Origin of the sequence: Duganella callida, assembly GCF_004614165.1 — a bacterium.
Lineage (GTDB): Bacteria > Pseudomonadota > Gammaproteobacteria > Burkholderiales > Burkholderiaceae_D > Rugamonas > Rugamonas callida.
Genome location: NZ_SPVG01000001.1, coordinates 1 through 19,260 on the forward strand (window position 1 = coordinate 1; position 19,260 = coordinate 19,260).

The window sequence follows — 19,260 nt, forward strand, 5'->3', positions numbered from 1 at the left end:
TAGCGCATGCGCTACGGTAGAGCCCGTGTGCGATTGGCAGAACTGACCCCGGATTGTTACAGCTTGGCGAACACGCGGCGGGCAGCGGCGATGGTTGCGTCGATCACTTCGTCCGTATGTTGGGCCGAGACGAAGCCGGCTTCGAACGCCGCCGGCGCGAAGTACACGCCTTCGTCCAGCATGTGGTGGAAGAAGAGGTTGAAGCGCTCGCGGTCGCCCGCCATCATTTCCGCGTAGTTGTTCGGCGGCGTGACGCTGAAGTACAGGCCGAACATGCCGCCCACCGCGTCGGCGCAGAAGGCGATGTTGGCCTCCTTCGCCGCCGCCGTCAGGCCGGCCGCCAGGCGCGCGGCCGTGGCGCTCAGCCGCTCGTAGAAGCCCGGCGCCTGGATCAGCTTCAGCGTGGTCATGCCGGCCGCCACCGCCACCGGGTTGCCGGACAGGGTGCCGGCCTGGTAGACGGCGCCCAGCGGCGCCATTTTGCTCATTAGCTCGGCGCTGCCGCCGAACGCCGCCACCGGCAGGCCGCCGCCGATCACCTTGCCCAGCGCGGTCAGGTCCGGCTTGATGCCGTACAGTTCCTGCGCGCCGCCGAGCGCCACGCGGAAGCCGCACATCACTTCGTCGAAGATCAGGATGGCGCCGTGCGCGGTGCACAGCTGGCGCAGCCGGGTCAGGAAGGCGGGGCTGGCCTTGATCAGGTTCATGTTGCCGGCCACCGGTTCGACGATCACGCAGGCGATCTCGTCGCCGAAGTTGGCAAACGCTTCTTCGATCTGTGCCACGTCGTTGTAGTCCAGCACCAGGGTGTGCTTGACGAAATCTTCCGGCACGCCGGCCGAGGTCGGGTTGCCGAAGGTCAGCAGGCCGCTGCCGGCCTTGACCAGCAGCGCGTCGGCGTGGCCGTGATAGCAGCCTTCGAACTTGACGATCTTGTCGCGGCCGGTGGCGCCGCGCGCCAGGCGCAGCGCGCTCATGGTGGCCTCGGTGCCGGACGACACCAGGCGCACCTGTTCCAGCGACGGCACCAGGCGGCACAGTGCTTCCGCCATGTCGATTTCGGCCTCGGTCGGCGCGCCGAACGACAGGCCGCGCGCGGCCGCGTCCTGCACCGCCTTCACCACCTCGGGATGGGTGTGGCCGACGATGGCCGGCCCCCACGAGCCGATATAGTCGATGTAGCGCTTGCCATCGGCATCCCAGAAGTACGGGCCTTCGGCGCGGGTGATGAAGCGCGGCGTGCCGCCCACCGAGCGGAAGGCGCGCACCGGCGAGTTGACGCCGCCCGGGGTGGTTTTCTGGGCGCGTTCGAACAGCAGGTCATTCTTGGATATGGTCATGATGGCTTCTTTACTGGTTGATCACTGCAGGCCCTGGCCGGACCGCAGCTGGAAAAAGCGGTTGGGCACAAATTTTCCCATACCATAGCGCTGCGCGTGCGCCAGCGCGCCGATGGTGTATTCCTGGGCGGCCGCCACCGCGTCCGCGACGTCGAAGCCGCGCGCCATGTAGGCGGCGAGCGCGGCCGACAAGGTGCCGCCGGCGCCGATGAACGGCCCCGCCAGATGTTGCCATGCGTCATGACGGATCAGGCCGTCGGCGCCGTACAGGGTGTTGGCCAGGGTGTTGGGCGCGGCGGCCTCGCCCTGCGCGCCGCCGGCCGGGGTGCCGGTGACCAGCACGAACTCGCACCCCAGCGCCAGCAGGTGTTCGACGTCCGATTCCATGGTTTCGTCGGCCGATTCGCGCCAGGTCTCGGCCAGCCGGCCCAGTTCCACGCGCGACAGCATCAGCAGCGTGGCCTGCGGCACCAGCAGCTGGCGGATGGCGGTCAGCAGTTCTTCGGCATCGTCGTCCACCGGGTCGGGCAGGCGCGAGCTGAACGGATCGAGGATCAGCGGCGCATCGGGGTAGTCGGACAGGATTTCGGCAATCGCCGCCACCTGCTCGATGTTGGTGATGCCGCCGACCTTGAAGCCGGCCATGGTCATGTCTTCCAGGATCACGCGCGCCTGGTCGACCACCCAGTCGGGATCGACGTCCTGCAGGTCCTCGACATGGGCACTGTCGCCGATCAGCAACGCGGTGGTGGCCGCCAGTCCGGTGCAGCCGAGGGCTGAAAAAACGGCCAGGTCGGCCTGGACTCCGGTGGCGCCGGTCGGATCGGCGGCGCCAAAGCTCAAGATAAGGGGAGAAGTTTGGTTTTGCACGGCTGGTAGATTAAGATACCTCATTCGGCATTTTACTTGATTAAGGGTGGCGCAACGTGAGTAGCAACGAAACAACGCAAGAGTACAAGACCTGGATGTGCCTGATCTGCGGCTGGATCTATGACGAGCGGGCCGGCCTGCCCGACGAAGGCATCGCCCCCGGCACCCGCTGGGCCGATGTGCCGATGAACTGGAGCTGCCCGGAATGCGGCGCCCGCAAGGACGATTTCGAGATGGTAGCCATCTGAGACGGGCGTCACGCCCCGCCGCGGCGCCTGTGCTATGGTGTAGTTTCTTCCGGGCGAACTGACTATGACGACTACACCGCTGAAAATCATGGTGATCGACGACAGCAGCACCATCCGCCGGTCGGCCGAGATCTTTCTGAGCCAGGCCGGCTACCAGGTGGTGCTGGCCGAGGATGGCTTCGACGCCCTGGCCAAGATCAACGACCATCACCCGGCGCTGGTGTTCTGCGACATCCTGATGCCGCGGCTGGACGGCTACCAGACCTGTGCGCTGATCAAAAAAAGCCAGAAATTCCACGCCACGCCGGTGCTGATGCTGTCCTCCAAGGATGGCCTGTTCGACCGCGCGCGCGGCGCCATGGTGGGCGCGGTGGCCTATCTGACCAAACCATTTACCAAAGACAGCCTGCTGGCCGCCGTGCGCGAGCACACCGGCGGCGCGCTCGCCACAGAATAAAGCAGCAGGGGGAAATATGGCCATACAAAGAATCCTGATCGTCGACGACTCGCCCACCGAGCGCTATTACCTGACCGATATCCTGGTCCGCAACGGCTATTCGGTGTCGGTCGCCGAAAGCGGCGAGGAGGCGCTGGCCAAGATCAAGGCCGACAAGCCGCAGCTGATCCTGATGGACGTGGTGATGCCGGGCGCGAACGGCTTCCAGGTCACGCGCTCGATCGCCCGCGATCCCGAGCTGCAGGACGTGCCGGTGATCATCTGCTCCAGCAAGAACCAGGAGACCGACCGCATCTGGGGCATGCGCCAGGGCGCGCGCGATTACCTGGTCAAGCCGGTCGACGCGGCCGAACTGCTGGCCAGGATCGCGGCCCTCGGCTGACCATGAGCAGCGCGCCGGAGGCCAAGCCCGAACGCCGCAGCCGCCTGCGCCAGTACCAGGTGCAGCTGCTGGAGCGCATGCAGGCCGCGCGCGGCGACGCTGCGGCCGGGCGCGAGCTCGGTGTGACGATCGGCGGCCGCCCCTGCCTGCTGGACCTGACCCAGATCGGCGAGATCGTGTCGCCGCAGACGGCCACGCCGGTGCCGCTGACGCGGGACTGGTATCTGGGCCTGACCAATATCCGCGGCAACCTGACCGGGGTGATCGACCTGGCGCGCTACCTGGGACAGCCGGCGGCCGACGCCGCGGTGTCTTCCGACCTGCGCTGGATCACCTTCGCGCCCGGTCTCGGTTTCAATTGCGCGCTGCAGGCCGAGCGCGTGCTGGGCCTGCGCCGGCTGGCCGAGATGACGGCGCTGGACGCAGCCGACGGGCCGGCCTGGTGCCGCCAGCATTTCAGCGACGGCGACGGCCGGCAGTGGACCCGCCTCGATCTGGCGCAACTGGTGCGGGAACCGGGTTTTTCACAGGTAGGCTACATCTAGAGCGGCAATCACTTTAATCCGGAGAGGGTGTATGGCTTTCAAGTTGGGGATGTTCTCGCGCGGCAGCCGGAGTGCCGGGGAGGCGCTGACGGCGAATTCCGAGTTCGGCGATTCGCAGTTTCTGCACAGCGCCCCCGCGCCCGCGCCGGCCGCCACGGCGACGGACGAACCGCTGCGCCTGCGCGATGCGCTGAGCCGCCGCACCATCGCTTCCGCGCCGGTGGAGCCGGGTTCCGGTTTCCGGCTGCCGCTGATCGGCCACCTGCCGGCGCAGCGCCAGCTGAGCGTCCTGTCCACCGCGCTGGCGGTGTGCATCGGCATGAGCGCCGTTTTTGTCGCCGTCAACACCATCCACAGCGCCAACCGCTCGGCCCAGACCCAGGTCGCCAGCGATGCGCTGATGCACTCGCAGCGCATCGGCAAGGCCGCGCCCAACGCGGTGCAGGGCAGCGCCGAGGGCTTCCGCCAGCTGGAGGAAAGCCGCAGGGAGCTGACCAACGACTTCAATCTGATGACGCGCGGCGGCCAGTACCAGGGCCGCGCCATCGGCGAGCCGGATCAGGGCACGGCGCAGGTGGTGGCCGCCGCGCGCAAGCAGTGGGGCGCCACCGATCTGGCCTGCGGCACCATCCTGCTGCTCAAGAATGAGCTGAGCGGCATGGACAAGACGCTGCAGAAGCTGAACGCGCTCTCGCCCGACCTGCTGGTGCGCACCGAGGACATCATCAACCTGAAGCTGCAGCGTGGCGCCTCGGCGCGCGAGATCGCGGCGCTGGGCAGGCTGACCATGATGACCCAGCGCATGAACCGCAGCGCCGCCGAATTCCTCACCGCCGGCGGCATCAGCGCCGACACCGCCTTCCAGCTGGGGCGCGACGTCACCGTGTTCCGCAACACGGTGGACGGCTTCCTCAACGGCAGCGTGCCGCAGGGACTGGCGGCCGAACGCGCGCCCGAGCTGCGCGCCAAGTTCACCGAGCTGCGGGGCGCCTTCGAGGAATACCAGCAGCTGGTGGCGGCGGTGCTGGAAAAGCTGGACAAGTTCGCCGCCGCCAAGGCGGCCGAAATGCTGATCTTTAACGACAACGAGGCGCTGCGCCAGCGTCTGAGCGTACTGCAGCAGACCTACCGCGAAAACCAGGACACGCCCGACCTGAGCTTCTGGCTGATGGTGGCTGGCGGCATGCTGACGCTGGTGATCGCCGCGGCTATCGGCCGCGTGCTGCTGATGGATTCGCACAACCGCACACGCGGCGCCGAGCGCCGCCGCCAGGAGGCGGAAGCCATGCGCCAGGATTCTCAGCGCAAGGAGGAAGAGGCCAAGGCCATGAACGACCAGAATCAGGCGGCGATCCTGCGCCTGATGAACGAGCTGCAGGAGGTGGCGGACGGCGACCTGACGGTGCAGGCCACGGTGTCCGAGGACATCACCGGCGCCATCGCCGATTCGGTCAACTACACGGTGGAGGAGCTGCGCGGCCTGGTGGGCCGGGTGACGGTGACGGCGGAGCAGGTGACCCGCGCCTCCACCCACGCGCAGAGCATTTCCACCGATCTGCTGTCGGCGTCGCAGCAGCAGTCGCGCGAAATCCAGGATGCCTCGGCCACGGTGCTGAAGATGGCCAACGAGATCACCGACGTGTCGCGCTCGGCCAGCGAATCGGCCGACGTGGCGCGGCAGTCGGTGGCGGCGGCCCGGCAGGGCTCGACGGCGGTGGAAAACGCCATCAAGGGCATGCACGAGATCCGCGAGCAGATCCAGGACACCTCCAAGCGCATCAAGCGGCTGGGCGAGTCGTCGCAGGAGATCGGCGAGATCACCGAGCTGATTTCCGATATCACCGAGCAGACCAACGTGCTGGCGCTGAACGCGGCGATCCAGGCCGCGTCGGCCGGCGAGGCGGGACGCGGCTTCTCGGTGGTGGCGGAGGAGGTGCAGCGGCTGGCCGAGCGCTCGGCCGAAGCGGCCAAGCAGATCGGCGCGCTGGTGCGCACCATCCAGACCGATACCCACGACGCCGTGGCGGCGATGGAGAAATCGACCCAGGGCGTGGTGGAGGGCGCGCGCCTGTCCGACGCGGCCGGCGCGGCGCTGCACGATATTTCGCAGGTGTCCAATCGCCTGGCCGAGCTGATTTCCGGCATCGCCCAGGCCACCGGCCAGCAGGCGACGTCGGCGTCCGGCGTGGCGCAGAATATCCAGCATATCCTGGTGGTGACCGGCCAGGCGCAGGACGGCACCCAGCAGACCGCGCAATCGATTCATAAATTATCCGTGCTGGCGCAGGAGTTAAAAAACTCGGTGGCGCGATTCCGCATCGCCTGACCCACCGACATTGAGAGGCCGAGACAAGCAATGACCATTTCCGATCTTCCGATTCCCGTTCAACCGCCTTTGGACACCGGCCCGCTGTCGTGGGTGATGGTGGAAATCCGCGAATCGCTGGGGCGCTCGCGCACCGCGCTGTTCGAGGCCGGCGGCAGGGATGCGGAAGATCAGGCCACGCAGTTGCAGCATGCGAAGTCGCATCTGCATCAGGCGCACGGCGCGCTGCAGATGGTGGACGTGGATGGCGTCAGCCTGTTGACCGAGGCGGCCGAGGCGGCGCTGGACCGCTTCAAGGCCGGCACGCTGAAGTGCAGCGCCGATCATGCGCAGGTGGTGGCGCAGCTGTATCAGGCGCTGGTCGAGTACCTGGAAGGTCTGCTGGCAGGCGAGCCATCGCAGCCGGCGCGCTTGTTCCCCTACTACCGCGCGGTGCAGGAGATGCTGGGGGCGGAGCGCATCCATCCGGCCGACCTGTTCTTCCCCGACCTGTCCGAAATCCCCGCTCTGCCGCCGGTGGCCGCGACCGAGGCGCCGGACTATGCCGCCTATCGCCAGCGCTTCGAGCGCGCGCTGCTGCCTTACATGAAAAGCGCCGATGCGGCACAGCGGCAGGAACACGCCGCCGCGTTGCTGGACGCGGTCAAGCTGGTGGCCGATGCGCAGCAGGAACCGCAGGCGCGCACCTTCTGGCTGGCGATGCAGGCTTTCGCCGAACTGGTGGCGGGCGGCCAGCTGGCCGGCAGTCTGTATGTGAAGCAGCTGTTCGGCCTGATCAACCTGCAGATCCGTCGACTGAGTCAGGGCACGGCGGTGCAGCCGGAAGCGATGCTGCGCGATGCGCTGTTCTTCATCGCCTCGGCCGGCGGCGATCCGGCGGCGGCCACGGTGCAGCAGTTGCGCCGGGTGTTTGCGCTGGACGGGCTGGCGCCCGCCGATTACGAGACGCGCCGCTATGGCCAGATCGATGCCGACGCGCTGGCACGCGCCAAGGCCGGCATCGCCCAGGCCAAGGCGGCCTGGGACCGCCTGGCGGCGGAGAGCGATCCGGCGCTGGACGCGGCGTTCGCCGCGTCGCTGATGCAGGTGGCGGCCGAGTGCGACCAGCTCGATCTGCCGGCGGTCAGCGCCATGCTGCGCCAGTTGGCCGACGTGGCGCAGCAGGCGGCGACGGCCGGACGCGGCGAGGAACTGGCGCTGGAAATGGCGTCGGCGCTCTTGTTTGCGGAGCATGGCCTGCAGCATATCCGCCATCTGCCCGATGATTTTGCGGGGCACGCCGATACCATCGGCGCGCGTCTGCTGGCGCTGGTGTCCGGCCGAACGCCGCCGGAACCGGCCCAGTGGCAGAACGGTCTGGCGCAGCGCATGCAGCAGGACGATACGGTGATGGCGCTGGCGGCCGAGATGAAGACCGGCCTGCGCCAGGTGGAGAAGGTGCTGGACGATTATTACGCCGATCCGTCGAAGCGCGGCTCGCTGGCGCAGCTGGACCCGGTACTGCATCAGTTGCAGGGCGCGCTGTCGGTGCTGGACCAGGAGAATGCGGCCAGCGCGGTGCGGCAGGTGAAGGCCGCGGTGGCGGCGCTGGAACCGTCCTCCGAGCCGAAGGCGCTGGACGATATCGCGCAGAACGTGGGCGCGTTGGGCTTCTTTGTCGACATGCTGGCGCAGAATCCGGCCGGCGCGCGCGAGCGCTTCGCCTTCGACCCGGAGCATGGCACGTTCCGTTCGGTGCCGTTCAGGAAAATGGCTGCGTCGGAGTCGATCCCGGTGCTGGAGGAGCAGGTGCCGGCGCCGGCGCCGCTGGCCATGCCGGAGCCACCCGCCGAGAGCAATGCGGCGGTGGAGCAGGAGCTGCTGGATGTCTTCATCACGGAAGCGCAGGAGGTGCTGGCGTTCGTCAACGACACCTTGGCCAGGCCGCGCGCGGAGGGCGGCTCGGAAGAGCATTTGACCATGCTGCGCCGCTCGTTCCACACGCTGAAAGGCAGCGGACGCATGGTCGGCCTGACGCAATTCGCCGACGGCGCTTACGCGATCGAGAAGGTGATGAATGTCTGGCTGGCGGAGCAGCGTCCGGCCTCGGACGCCTTGTTCGATCTGCTCGGCCAGGCCGCGCGGGAACTGGATGCGTGGGTGCGGGAACTGGTCGCCACCGGCACGTCCAGCCGCGACGCCGACGCCCTGATCGCCGCCGCCGCGCGCCTGCGGGAGGGCGAAGAGGCCACTCAGCCCGACGCGACGCCGCAGCTAGAGGGCGACGAGGCTACTCAGCCCGATGCCGCGCCGCCGCTCGAATTGCCGCCGGATGAGGCAGACCTGTCGCTGCAAGCGCCTTCCGCCGATCAGCCGCCAGTGCCCGACGAAATCGAGGCTGCCGCGCCGCCGCCGGCCAGCCTGGGTAAGGTCATTGAATTCCCGACCATGGCGCCGCCGGTGGTGCAGCGCGATGACAACACCAAGCAGATCGGCGAGCTGGCCATCCCTCTGCCGCTGTACAACATCTACCTGCACGAATCCGATGAGCTGGTGCGTGCGCTGGCGCGCGACTTTGGCGAATGGCGCCATGAGCCGCGTCGGCCGGTCAATCCGGAGGCGCTGCAGGCAGCCCACACGCTGGCCGGCACTTCGGGCACGGTGGGCTTCAAGGCGCTGCGCGAGCTGGCGCTGGCGCTGGAGTCGACGCTGGAAGCCCTGCTGCCGCCCGCGCCGTACCTGGACCAGGTTCAGCACGACCTGCTGGACTTTACGGTGGAGCGCATCCGCCAGATGCTGCAAAGCTTCGCGGCCGGCGAGATGCCTTCCGCCCAGCCGGAGCTGATCGGCGCGCTGCACGGCCTGCGCGACGAGTTGCGCGCGACCGCGCCCGCGGCCAGCGAGGAGATCGAAGCCCGCCTCGATGATCTGGTGGCGGAGACCATCGACAACCTGAACGCGCCGGCGGAATCGCCGCTCGACCAGCTGTTCCGGGAAACGTACGAGGCGCTCAGCGGCACTGTACCGGAATCCGAAGCGCCACAGCATATTCCCGCCAAAAAGAAAACCGAAGTCTATGTGGACGACGGCATCGACGATCTGTTCAACGCGGCCTTCGACGACGCATTTGCCGAACCGCCGTTGCAGATCGCCGAGCCGCTGGCAGCGCCAGCCAGCCCCGCCGCCCAGGACGAACCGCTCCCGCCTGCCGCACCGCTTGAAGCGGAGTCCGGGCCGTCAGCCGTCGCACCTGATTCGGACGCCATGCCTGCGTCGGCGGCCGAGGGGGACGATGCTGTCGAAGCTGTCGAAGCACCCGATGTCGCGCCTTCGCCGGCCAGCCTGCCGGACGCGGAAGTGATCGCACTGCCGGCGGCGGACACCGGTCTGCTCAGCGCCACCCAGCCAGTCTTCCACGACGAACTGGATGACGACCTGCTGCCTGTCTTCCTGGAGGAGGGCGCGGATCTGCTGCCGCAAGTCGGCGAGGCGCTGCGCGCCTGGCATCACCATCCTGACGACACCGCGCAGGCGCAAAGCCTGCTGCGCCTGCTGCATACCGTGAAGGGCAGCGCGCGCATGGCCGGCGCCATGCGCCTCGGCCAGCATGTGCATGAAATCGAAACCCACGTCGAAAACATGGTGCATGCCGGCTCCGCCACGCCGCAAGCCTTCGACGAACTGCTGGCCCACTACGACCACGCCTTGCTGCTGTTCGAGCAGTTGCAACATCCGCAGCCGGCAGCGCTGGCCGGCCTGGCCGACAACATCGACGACCTGCAAGGCGACGCAACGCTGGCCGGGCCGGAGGGCGCTCGCGCCGACGCCACCGCCGCGGCATCGTCGGGCGCGCTCGCGGACGCCGCCCCAGCGCCCGCGGCACCGATTTCGATCGCGCCGGCCGCCGCCGACGAGCAGCAGCCTGGCGCGAAATCGCCGCTGGTACGTGTGCGCGCCGACATCCTCGACCGCCTGGTCAACCAGGCCGGCGAAGTCTCGATCTCCCGTTCCAGGCTGGAGAATGAAGTCGGGCAGCTGCGCAGCGCGCTGGCCGACTTTTCCGACAACCTGGCCCGCCTGCGCCGCCAGCTGCGCGAGGTCGAAATGCAGGCCGAATCGCAGATCGCCTCGCGCATGGCCATCTCCAGCGAGCGCGAATTCGACCCGCTCGAATTCGACCGTTTCACGCGCCTGCAGGAACTGACCCGCATGATGGCCGAAAGCGTCAACGACGTCGCCACCTTCCACGAAAGCCTGAGCCGCAGCGTCGACAACGCCGGCAATGACCTGGCGCAGCAGGCGCGCCTGACGCGCGACCTGCAGCGCGACCTGATGCGCGTGCGCATGGTGCCATTCGCCAGCATCGCCGAACGCCTGTTCCGCGTTGCCCGCCAGAGCGCCAAGGACGTCGACAAGCGCGTCAACCTCGACATCCGCGGCGGCAGCGTGGAAATCGACCGTAGCGTGCTCGAACGCATGGCGGCGCCGTTCGAACACCTGCTGCGCAACGCCATCGCCCATGGCGTGGAGTCGCGCGAAAACCGCGCCGCCAACGGCAAGAACGAAACCGGCGAACTGCTGGTGCAGGTGGCGCAGGAGGGCAACGAGGTGGTGATCACCTTCAGCGACGACGGCGGCGGCCTCGATCTGGAACGCATCAAGGCCAAGGCCATCAGCACCGGACTGCTGGATGCGGAAGACGCGGCCACCGACGCCCAGATCGCCGACCTGATTTTCGAACCCGGCTTCTCCACCGCCGAGGCGCTGACCGAGCTGTCGGGACGCGGCGTCGGCATGGATGTGGTGCAGTCGGAAGCGCAGGCGCTGGGCGGCCGCGTCGATCTCTATTCGCAACGGGGCGAGGGCACGCGCTTCACCATCCGTCTGCCCCTGACGCTGGCCGTGACCCAGGTGGTGCTGGTGGCGGCCGGCGGCAAGACCTACGCGCTGCCGTCGATACTGGTGGAGCAGGTGCTGCAGATGAAAGAAGCTGCGCTGGCGGAAGCGCGTCAGGGCGGCACAGTGGCCGCCATCGGGGCCGGTGGCGCGGCGGGACCGGCCGCATTGCATTATCTGCCGGCGCTGCTCGGCGACGCGACGCAGCCCGCTGTGCAGCGTTCCGCGCCGGTGCTGATGCTCAAGAACGGCAATGAGCGCCTGGCGTTGCAGGTCGATGAGGTGCTGGGCAACCGCGAGGTGGTGATCAAGAATATCGGGCCGCAGCTGTCACGGCTGGTCGGCATCGCCGGCGCCACGGTGCTGGGCACGGGCGACATCGTGCTGATTTTGAACCCGGTGGCGCTGGCGCAGCATCTGGCGCACCATCCCGACATCCAGCCGGACTACGCGCAGGCGGCCGCCGGCAGCCCGGCCGCGCCGCAGGGCCGAACCATCATGGTGGTGGACGATTCGCTGACGGTGCGCCGCGTGACCCAGCGGCTGCTGGAGCGCGAAGGCTACCAGGTGCTGCTGGCCAAGGATGGCGTGGATGCGCTGGAGCAGCTGCAGGACGCCAGGCCGGACCTGATGCTGGTCGATATCGAGATGCCGCGCATGGATGGTTTCGACCTGACGCGCAACGTGCGCGGCGACGAGCGCACGCGGGCAATCCCGATCATCATGATCACCTCGCGCAGCGCCGACAAGCACCGCAACGTCGCGCTGGAGCTGGGCGTGAACGCCTATTTCGGCAAGCCGTTCCAGGAAGCGGTGCTGCTGGAGGCGATCGACGGGCTGCTTACGCAGCCGGCTTCTTGACCACCTCGTAGCGCTCGAGCGTACGCTTGCGCGCTTCGTCGTGCATCACGATGGGCGGCGGATAGCCGGCGCTCAGCATGCGCGGCGCCAGCCAGGGCGCGTGGATTTCCTTGTTGCTCAGCTCCTTCAGCTGCGGCAGGTAGCGGCGGATGAACTTGCCCTCGGCATCGAATTTCTCCGACTGCGCCACCGGATTGAAGATGCGGAAGTAGGGCTGGGCATCGCAGCCCGAGGACGACGCCCACTGCCAGCCACCGTTGTTGGAGGCCAGGTCGAAATCGTTCAGATGCAGCGCGAAATACGCCTCGCCGCGCCGCCAGTCTATGCCCAGGTCCTTGGTCAGGAAGCTGGCCACCACCATGCGCAGGCGGTTGTGCATCCAGCCGGTCTGGTTAATCTGCAGCATGGCCGCATCCACCAGCGGGTAGCCGGTGCGGCCCTCGCACCAGGCGGCGAACAGTTCATCGGCCTCCGGCCCGGTTTCCCATGCGATGGCGTCGTAGGCCGGCTTGAACGCCGCGCTGACCACGTGCGGATGGTGATACAGGATCATGGCGTAGAACTCGCGCCAGATCAGTTCCGACAGCCACACCGCCGCGCCTTCGCCGCCGCCGCCGCGTTCCTGCAGGTCCAGCACCGTACGCACCAGGTGGCGCACCGACAGCGTGCCGAAGCGGAAATGCACCGACAGGTAGGATGGCCCCTTGACGGCCGGATAATCGCGCGCGACGTTGTAATCGGCGATGCGGGTCAGGAAATCGTCGAACAGCCGCGCGGCACCGGACATGCCGGTCGGAATCTTCAATTCCTTCAGGTTGCTCGGCTCGAAACCCAGCTCGGCCAGCGTCGGCAGTTTGGGTGGGCGCTTGGGCGGCGGCGCGAAGTGCGCCGCGTGCGGTTCGATGTTATACGGCGTCAGCACCGAAGGATCGGCCGCCAGCCGCTTCAGCCAGGCGTTCTTGTAGGGCGTGAACACCGAGAACACGCCGCCGCCCTGGGTCAGGATCTCGTTCTTTTCGAAGATCACCTGGTCCTTGTAGCTGTGGAAACGGCGGCCGGCCGCGTGCAGCGCCTTGGCCACCGTCACATCGCGGGCGATGGCCTGCGGTTCATAGTCATGGTTGCAAAACACCGCCTGCACGCCCAGCTCCTCGGCCAGCGCCGGGATTTCGTCGACCGGATCGCCATGGCGCGTGATCAGGTAGCCGCCCAGTTGTTGCAGTTCCGCCGCGACCTCGGCGAGGCTGGCATGAATGAAGTCAACGCGGCGGTCGCATCGTGGCAAATCGTTCAAAATGGTGGTGTCGTAGACAAATACGCAATACACCCGTTCGCTGGCGAGCAGCGCCTGGTGCAGGGCCACGTGGTCGAAAACGCGCAGGTCGCGGCGCAGCCAGACGAGGGAAGAGGTCAGTTTCATTCGTTTTTGCTCAAGCTTGTGCGGGACGCATTCATGGTTGTCGCCCCGTTTCGGTGTAAACTAGCGAGTAAACAGAGTTGCTAGCCGCGCGAATACTACAGTAATTGTCAGCAGCACAGATAGAACAGCACCCAGCAGAGAGAGCAACTTGTATGAAGAAAAGCAAAATCGGCAAACCTCTACCTGTACCCGGCTTGATGCAGGAGACCGGCGATCCCCTTGAACCGCGGAGCCTGTCGGCAACGCCAGCCCTGAACCTGGCAAATCATTTCCTGATTGCAATGCCGTCGATGCAGGATCCGATCTTCGGCGGTACCGTGGTCTATGTGTGCGAACACAACGAAAACGGCGTGCTGGGCGTGGTGATCAACAAGCCCACCGACATGACCATGCACACGCTGTTCGAGCGCATCGATCTCAAGGTCGAATCCGGTCTGGAGGGCCATGACGACGAGCCGATCATGTTCGGCGGCCCGGTGCAGGACGACCGCGGCTTCGTGCTGCACACCCCAGGCCAGCGCTATTCGTCGTCGCTGACGGTGACCAAGGACGTGGCGTTTACCACCTCGATCGACGTGCTGGAGGCGGTGGCCGCCGGCGATGGCCCGCCGCGCATGCTGGTGTCGATCGGCTATTCGGGCTGGAGCCCGGGCCAGCTGGAAGAGGAAATCGGCCGCAACGGCTGGCTGACCGTCGGCGCCGATCCCGAAATCCTGTTCAACATGCCGGTCGAGGAGCGCTACACGGCCGCCATGCGCCTGCTGGGCATCGACCCGCTGATGCTGACGTCCGAAGCGGGCCACGCCTGAATGAGCAGTATAGAAACGATCTTTGCCTTCGATTTCGGCATCAAACGCATCGGCGTGGCCATGGGCAATACCATGCTGCGCCAGGCGGAGCCACTGAAAGTCATCCACGCCGTCGACAACGCCAGCCGCTTTGCCGACATCCAGGCCCTGCTCGATGAGTGGAAGCCGGCCCGCCTGGTGGTCGGCCTGCCCATGCATCCCGACGGCGCCGAGCACGACATGACGGCGCGCGCGCGCCGCTTCGCCAACCAGCTCCATGGGCGCTTCGGCCTGCCGGTCGAGCTGGTCGACGAACGCTATTCCTCGGCGGTGATTTCGGCCAAACGCGGCGAGGTCATCGACGACCGCGCCGCCGCCATCATTCTGCAACAATACTTCGATACCCTCTGACCATGTCTACCCTGAATCCCCACCAACTCGATGCCGAGGCGCTGTACGCGGCGCTGCTGGCCGATGTCCAGGCCGGCCTGGCCGGCGTGCCCGACGTCGCCATCGTCGGCATCCACTCCGGCGGCGCCTGGATCGCCGAGCGCCTGGCCGCCGACCTGGGCCTGTCGGCGCGCTGCGGCGTGCTGGACGTCTCCTTCTACCGCGACGATTACGCCAAGAAGGGCCTGCCGGCCGACGTCAAGCCGACCAACATCGGCTTCGACGTGGCCGCCGCCAACATCCTGCTGGTCGATGACGTGCTGTACACCGGCCGCACCACCCGCGCCGCCATCAACGAACTGTTCGACTATGGCCGCCCGGCACGCATCATGCTGGCCGCCCTGGTCGACCGCGGCGAGCGCCAGCTGCCGGTGGCCGCCGATTTCGTCGCCGCCAGGGTCACGGTCGAAAAGGGCCAGGCGCTGGTGCTGAAGCGCGCCGATGATGGAAAATTTACGCTAACCATAGAACCTGCCTGACATTTAACATGCTTAATCCGCAACTGAACAAACACGGCGAGCTGCAGCACTTGCTGTCGATCGAGGGGCTGCCCAAGGCCATCCTCAATCACATCCTGGATACCGCGTCCTCCTTCGTCGGCATTTCCGACCGCGACGTGAAGAAAGTGCCGCTGATGCGCGGCAAATCGGTGTTCAACCTGTTCTTTGAAAACTCGACGCGCACGCGCACCACGTTTGAAATCGCCGCCAAGCGCCTGTCGGCCGACGTCATCAACCTGAACATCCAGGCTTCCTCGACCAGCAAGGGCGAATCGCTGCTGGACACCATCGACAACCTGGCGGCCATGCACGCCGACATGTTCGTGGTGCGCCACGCGCAGTCGGGCGCGCCCTACCTGATCGCCAAGCACCTGATGGAGACCAAGCAGAACCACGTGCACGTGGTCAACGCGGGCGACGGCCGCCACGCGCACCCGACCCAGGGGCTGCTGGACATGTACACCATCCGCCACTACAAGAAGGATTTCACCAACCTGCGCGTGGCCATCGTCGGCGACATCCTGCACAGCCGCGTGGCCCGTTCCGACATCCATGCGCTGACCACGCTGGGCGTGCCGGAAGTGCGCGCCATCGGCCCGCACACCCTGCTGCCGGGCGGCCTGGAGCAGATGGGCGTACGCACCTTCACCAACATGGACGAGGGTTTGCAGGATGTGGACGTGATCATCATGCTGCGCCTGCAGAACGAACGCATGAGCGGCGCGCTGCTGCCGTCGGCCGGCGAATACTTCAAGAGCTACGGCCTGACGCCGGAGCGGCTGGCGCTGGCCAAGCCGGACGCCATCGTGATGCACCCCGGTCCGATGAACCGCGGCGTCGAAATCGACTCCGCCGTGGCGGACGGCGCGCAGGCCGTGATCCTGCCGCAGGTGACGTTTGGTATCGCAGTACGTATGGCGGTGATGAGCATTGTGGCAGGAACCCAGGCATGAATAACATCCATATCAAGAACGGCCATATCATCGATCCGGCCAACCACATCGACGGCAAGCACGACCTCTTTATCGTTGACGGCAAGGTCGCGGCCGTAGGCGCCGCGCCGGCCGGCTTCAGCGCCGACCAGACCATCGACGCCAGCGGCCTGATCGTCGCACCGGGCCTGGTCGACCTGTCCGCACGCCTGCGCGAGCCGGGCTTCGAATACAAGGCCACGCTGGAATCGGAAATGCAGGCCGCCATGCAGGGCGGCGTCACCACGCTGGTATGCCCGCCGGACACCGATCCGGTGCTGGACGAGCCCGGCCTGGTGGAAATGCTGAAACACCGCGCGCGGTCGCTGAACCAGGCCCACGTGCACCCGCTCGGCGCGCTGACCATGGGCCTGAAGGGCCAGGCGCTGACCGAGATGGCCGAGCTGACCGAATCGGGCTGCATCGGCTTTGCCCAGGCGGAAGAACCGATCGCCGACACCAATGTGCTGTTGCGCGCCATGCAGTACGCCAGGACGTTCGGCTACACCGTGTGGCTGCGGCCGCAGGATGCGTACATCGGCCGCGGCGGCGTGGCGGCGTCCGGCCCGCTGGCCTCGCGCCTGGGCCTGTCCGGCGTGCCGGTGATGGCGGAAACCATCGCCCTGCACACCATCTTCGAACTGATGCGCGCCACCGGCGCGCGCGTGCACCTGTGCCGCATCTCGTCGGCGGCCGGCCTGGAGCTGATCCGCAAGGCCAAGCAGGAAGGCTTGCCGGTCACCTGCGACGTCGGCGTGCACCATGTGCACCTGACCGACGCCGACATCGGCTTCTTCGATTCCAACGCCCGCGTGACGCCGCCGTTCCGCAGCCAGCGCGACCGCGACGCGATCCGCGCCGGCCTGCTGGACGGCACCATCGACGCGCTGTGCTCGGACCACACCCCGGTGGACGACGACGAAAAACTGCTGCCGTTCGGCGAAGCCTCGCCGGGCGCCACCGGTCTGGAGCTGCTGCTGTCGCTGACCCTGAAGTGGACCGACGATTACGCCGTCCAGCAGGACGCCGGCAAGCAGGGCGTCCTGTCGCGTGCGCTGGCGCGCATCACCTCGGAAGCGGCGCGCGTGGCCGGCCTGGACGCCGGCACCCTGTCGGTGGGCGCGGTGGCGGACGTGGTGCTGTTCGACGCCGGCGCGCACTGGACGGTCGAGCGTTCGGCGCTGGCCAGCCAGGGCAAGCACACGCCCTTCCTCGGCTACAACCTGGCGGGACAGGTGCGCACCACCATCGTGGCCGGCCACGTGGCCTACCAGCGTTGACCGGAGCATGAAACCGTCGACGCTATTCCGCATCGTGCGGATGCTGCTGCACGTGTTCAAGGGCATGGCGATCTGCGCCACGATGTTTCCGTTTCTCGGCGAAGCCCAACGCAACGGCCACATCCGCCGCTGGTCGCGCAAGCTGCTGCAGATCTGCAAGGTGACGGTGGAGCTGGCGCCCGGCAGCGCGCCGGCGCTCGCGCATGCGATGGTGGTGGCCAATCACGTGTCGTGGCTGGACATCTTCGTGGTGCACAGCCTGTACCCGAGTCATTTCGTCGCCAAGGCCGAGATCCGCTCTTGGCCGCTGGCCGGCTGGCTGGCGGAAAAAGCGGGAACGGTGTTTATCGCGCGCGGAAACCGCCGCGATCTGCGCCATATCTTCAAGGGGCTGGTGACCAGCCTGGAGAACGGCGAGCGGGTGGCGTTCTTCCCCGAGGGCACCACGGCGGCGCAGGGTTCGCTGCTGCCCTTCCATGCCAATCTGTTCGAGGCGGCGATCGACGCCAAGGCGCCGGTGCAGCCGTTCGCGCTGAGCTACCAGGCGCCCGGCGGCGGCCCGCATCCGTCGGTGGACTTCATCGGCGACACCAGCTTCGCGCAAAGCATCATGTGGATACTGAACGGGCCGCCGGTGAAGGCGCAACTGGCGATCCTGCCGCCGCTGGCGACCGCCGGCGCCCACCGCCGCGAGCTGGCCGAGACCACGCACCAGGCCATCGCCGCGGCGCTGGGCGTGACGGTGGTCGGGGTCTGACCCCGACCTGATTAGCGGCCCGGCTGCTGGAACTGCGGACACTGCACCTGCAGCAGGCTGCGGTCTTCCAGGCAGACGGCGGACAGCTGGCCGCCCCAGACGCAGCCGCTGTCCAGGCCGATCAGATTGGGCGTCAGCTTCAGGCCCAGCGCCGACCAGTGGCCGAACACCACGGTGTCGTCGGCGCTGCGGCGGCCCGGCACCTCGAACCATGGCATCAGCCCGGTCGACGGATCGGCGCTGCCGCTTTCCTTCATCTTGAAATCCATTACGCCGTCGGCCGTGCAGAAACGCAGCCGCGTCATGGCGTTGATGATGCAGCGCAGCCGATCGACGCCCTGCAGATCGTCGGACCACTGGTCGGGCTGGTTGCCATACATCTCGGTCAGGAAGCCTTCCACATCGGCGCTGCGCAGCATCTTGTGGACTTCGGCCGCCAGCGCCAGCGCCTGGTCGCCGCTCCATTGCGGCAGCAGGCCGGCGTGCACCAGCACGTGCCGGCCGGCGCGCAGCGCCAATGGACGATGGCGCACCCAGGCGATCAACTCCTTGCGGTCCGGCGCCGCCAGGATCGCTTCCAGCGTATCGGACTTGTGCTCGGGACGGATGCCGTAGGCGACCGCCAGCAAATGCAGGTCGTGATTGCCCAGCACGCTGTCGATGCGGCCGTCGCTGGCCAGGGCCAGTTCGCGCACGTACCGCAGCGTGGCCAGCGAATCGGGACCGCGGTTGATCAGGTCGCCGGCGAACAGGATGGCGGGCCGTTCGACGCCTGCGGCCGCCGCATGGGCGTGGATGCGCTCGACCATGGCGCGCGCCTGGTCGTGGCAGCCTTGCAAATCGCCGATTACATAGGTTTTCTGGGAATTACTCATCGCCTCGTTGCGTTGGAAACTGAAATATCCTGAATTTTTGCCCCCAGACGGGGCACATCACATAAAATCATGCATACGACTTTTTGACTCTTGCTGCGGGATACTAAATGATTTTTGTGACAGGTGGTGCCGGTTTCATCGGTTCTAATTTTGTACTCGACTGGCTGGCGCAGTCGGATGAGCCTGTTCTGAATTACGACAAGCTTACCTATGCCGGCAATCTGAACAACCTGGCGTCGCTGAAGCAGGATGCGCGCCATATCTTCGTGCGCGGCGATATCTGCGACCAGGCCCAGGTGCTGGCGCTGTTCCAGC

Annotated in this window: 17 protein-coding genes; 13 read left to right on the forward strand and 4 right to left on the reverse strand. The window is 67.0% G+C overall.

The genetic code is table 11. The features are described 5' to 3' along the window. Positions 1-56: 56 nt before the first annotated feature. Complete coding sequence (gene hemL / locus E4L98_RS00005; RefSeq protein ID WP_135199510.1) at positions 57-1,340, reverse strand: glutamate-1-semialdehyde 2,1-aminomutase; 1,284 nt, start codon at positions 1,338-1,340, stop codon at positions 57-59. A gap of 21 nt (positions 1,341-1,361) precedes the next feature. Further along, the gene (gene thiD, locus E4L98_RS00010) at positions 1,362-2,210 is read right to left on the reverse strand and encodes a bifunctional hydroxymethylpyrimidine kinase/phosphomethylpyrimidine kinase (protein WP_135199511.1); all 849 of its coding nucleotides are present in this window, start codon (positions 2,208-2,210) and stop codon (positions 1,362-1,364) included. A 95-nt stretch (positions 2,211-2,305) separates the two neighbouring features. Between thiD and E4L98_RS00015 the strand changes: the two genes are divergently transcribed. From E4L98_RS00015 to E4L98_RS00040, 6 genes are all read left to right on the forward strand, one after another. Beyond that, the gene (locus E4L98_RS00015) at positions 2,306-2,458 is read left to right on the forward strand and encodes a rubredoxin (RefSeq protein WP_135199524.1); all 153 of its coding nucleotides are present in this window, start codon (positions 2,306-2,308) and stop codon (positions 2,456-2,458) included. Between the two features lie 64 nt (positions 2,459-2,522). Continuing rightward, entirely contained in the window at positions 2,523-2,915 is a 393-nt protein-coding gene (locus E4L98_RS00020; protein ID WP_135199512.1) for a response regulator, read from the forward strand. A gap of 16 nt (positions 2,916-2,931) precedes the next feature. Further along, positions 2,932-3,297, forward strand: coding sequence for a response regulator transcription factor (locus E4L98_RS00025; RefSeq protein ID WP_135199513.1), 366 nt, complete (start codon positions 2,932-2,934; stop codon positions 3,295-3,297). A gap of 2 nt (positions 3,298-3,299) precedes the next feature. Continuing rightward, positions 3,300-3,842, forward strand: a complete 543-nt coding sequence (locus E4L98_RS00030; RefSeq protein WP_135199514.1) for a chemotaxis protein CheW — start codon at positions 3,300-3,302, stop codon at positions 3,840-3,842. A 31-nt stretch (positions 3,843-3,873) separates the two neighbouring features. Then, the gene (locus tag E4L98_RS00035) at positions 3,874-6,168 is read left to right on the forward strand and encodes a methyl-accepting chemotaxis protein (protein WP_135199515.1); all 2,295 of its coding nucleotides are present in this window, start codon (positions 3,874-3,876) and stop codon (positions 6,166-6,168) included. Between the two features lie 30 nt (positions 6,169-6,198). Beyond that, positions 6,199-11,904 carry a hybrid sensor histidine kinase/response regulator gene (locus tag E4L98_RS00040; protein ID WP_229257153.1) on the forward strand — a complete coding sequence of 1,902 codons (5,706 nt, stop codon included), beginning with the start codon at positions 6,199-6,201 and terminating at the stop codon, positions 11,902-11,904. On the opposite strand, the gene E4L98_RS00045 is transcribed toward E4L98_RS00040, so the two are convergent. After that, on the reverse strand, positions 11,885-13,324 hold the full coding sequence (locus tag E4L98_RS00045; RefSeq protein ID WP_135199516.1) for a cryptochrome/photolyase family protein: 1,440 nt from the start codon (positions 13,322-13,324) through the stop codon (positions 11,885-11,887). The genes E4L98_RS00040 and E4L98_RS00045 overlap by 20 nt on opposite strands. 152 nt (positions 13,325-13,476) lie before the next feature. Here E4L98_RS00045 and E4L98_RS00050 point away from each other — a divergent pair, with 152 nt between their 5' ends. Genes E4L98_RS00050 through E4L98_RS00075 form a run of 6 tightly spaced genes read left to right on the forward strand, consistent with a single transcriptional unit; the run spans position 13,477 to position 18,070 of the window. Next, the gene (locus E4L98_RS00050) at positions 13,477-14,133 is read left to right on the forward strand and encodes a YqgE/AlgH family protein (protein WP_135199517.1); all 657 of its coding nucleotides are present in this window, start codon (positions 13,477-13,479) and stop codon (positions 14,131-14,133) included. Beyond that, positions 14,134-14,523, forward strand: coding sequence for a Holliday junction resolvase RuvX (ruvX, locus tag E4L98_RS00055; protein WP_205746632.1), 390 nt, complete (start codon positions 14,134-14,136; stop codon positions 14,521-14,523). A 2-nt stretch (positions 14,524-14,525) separates the two neighbouring features. Continuing rightward, on the forward strand, positions 14,526-15,041 hold the full coding sequence (pyrR, locus tag E4L98_RS00060) for a bifunctional pyr operon transcriptional regulator/uracil phosphoribosyltransferase PyrR (protein WP_135199518.1): 516 nt from the start codon (positions 14,526-14,528) through the stop codon (positions 15,039-15,041). Positions 15,042-15,049: 8 nt separating this feature from the next. Then, on the forward strand, positions 15,050-16,015 hold the full coding sequence (locus E4L98_RS00065) for an aspartate carbamoyltransferase catalytic subunit (protein ID WP_135199519.1): 966 nt from the start codon (positions 15,050-15,052) through the stop codon (positions 16,013-16,015). Continuing rightward, entirely contained in the window at positions 16,012-17,313 is a 1,302-nt protein-coding gene (locus E4L98_RS00070; RefSeq protein ID WP_135199520.1) for a dihydroorotase, read from the forward strand. Before E4L98_RS00065 ends, E4L98_RS00070 begins: the two co-directional genes overlap by 4 nt. Positions 17,314-17,320: 7 nt before the next feature. Next, positions 17,321-18,070 (forward strand): lysophospholipid acyltransferase family protein, encoded by a 750-nt coding sequence (locus tag E4L98_RS00075; protein WP_135199521.1) that lies wholly within the window; start codon positions 17,321-17,323, stop codon positions 18,068-18,070. Positions 18,071-18,081: 11 nt separating this feature from the next. On the opposite strand, the gene E4L98_RS00080 is transcribed toward E4L98_RS00075, so the two are convergent. Then, the gene (locus E4L98_RS00080) at positions 18,082-18,945 is read right to left on the reverse strand and encodes a symmetrical bis(5'-nucleosyl)-tetraphosphatase (protein ID WP_135199522.1); all 864 of its coding nucleotides are present in this window, start codon (positions 18,943-18,945) and stop codon (positions 18,082-18,084) included. A 107-nt stretch (positions 18,946-19,052) separates the two neighbouring features. Here E4L98_RS00080 and E4L98_RS00085 point away from each other — a divergent pair. Continuing rightward, positions 19,053-19,260 (forward strand): GDP-mannose 4,6-dehydratase (locus E4L98_RS00085; protein WP_135199523.1); only part of this gene is annotated, 208 nt, incomplete at its 3' end.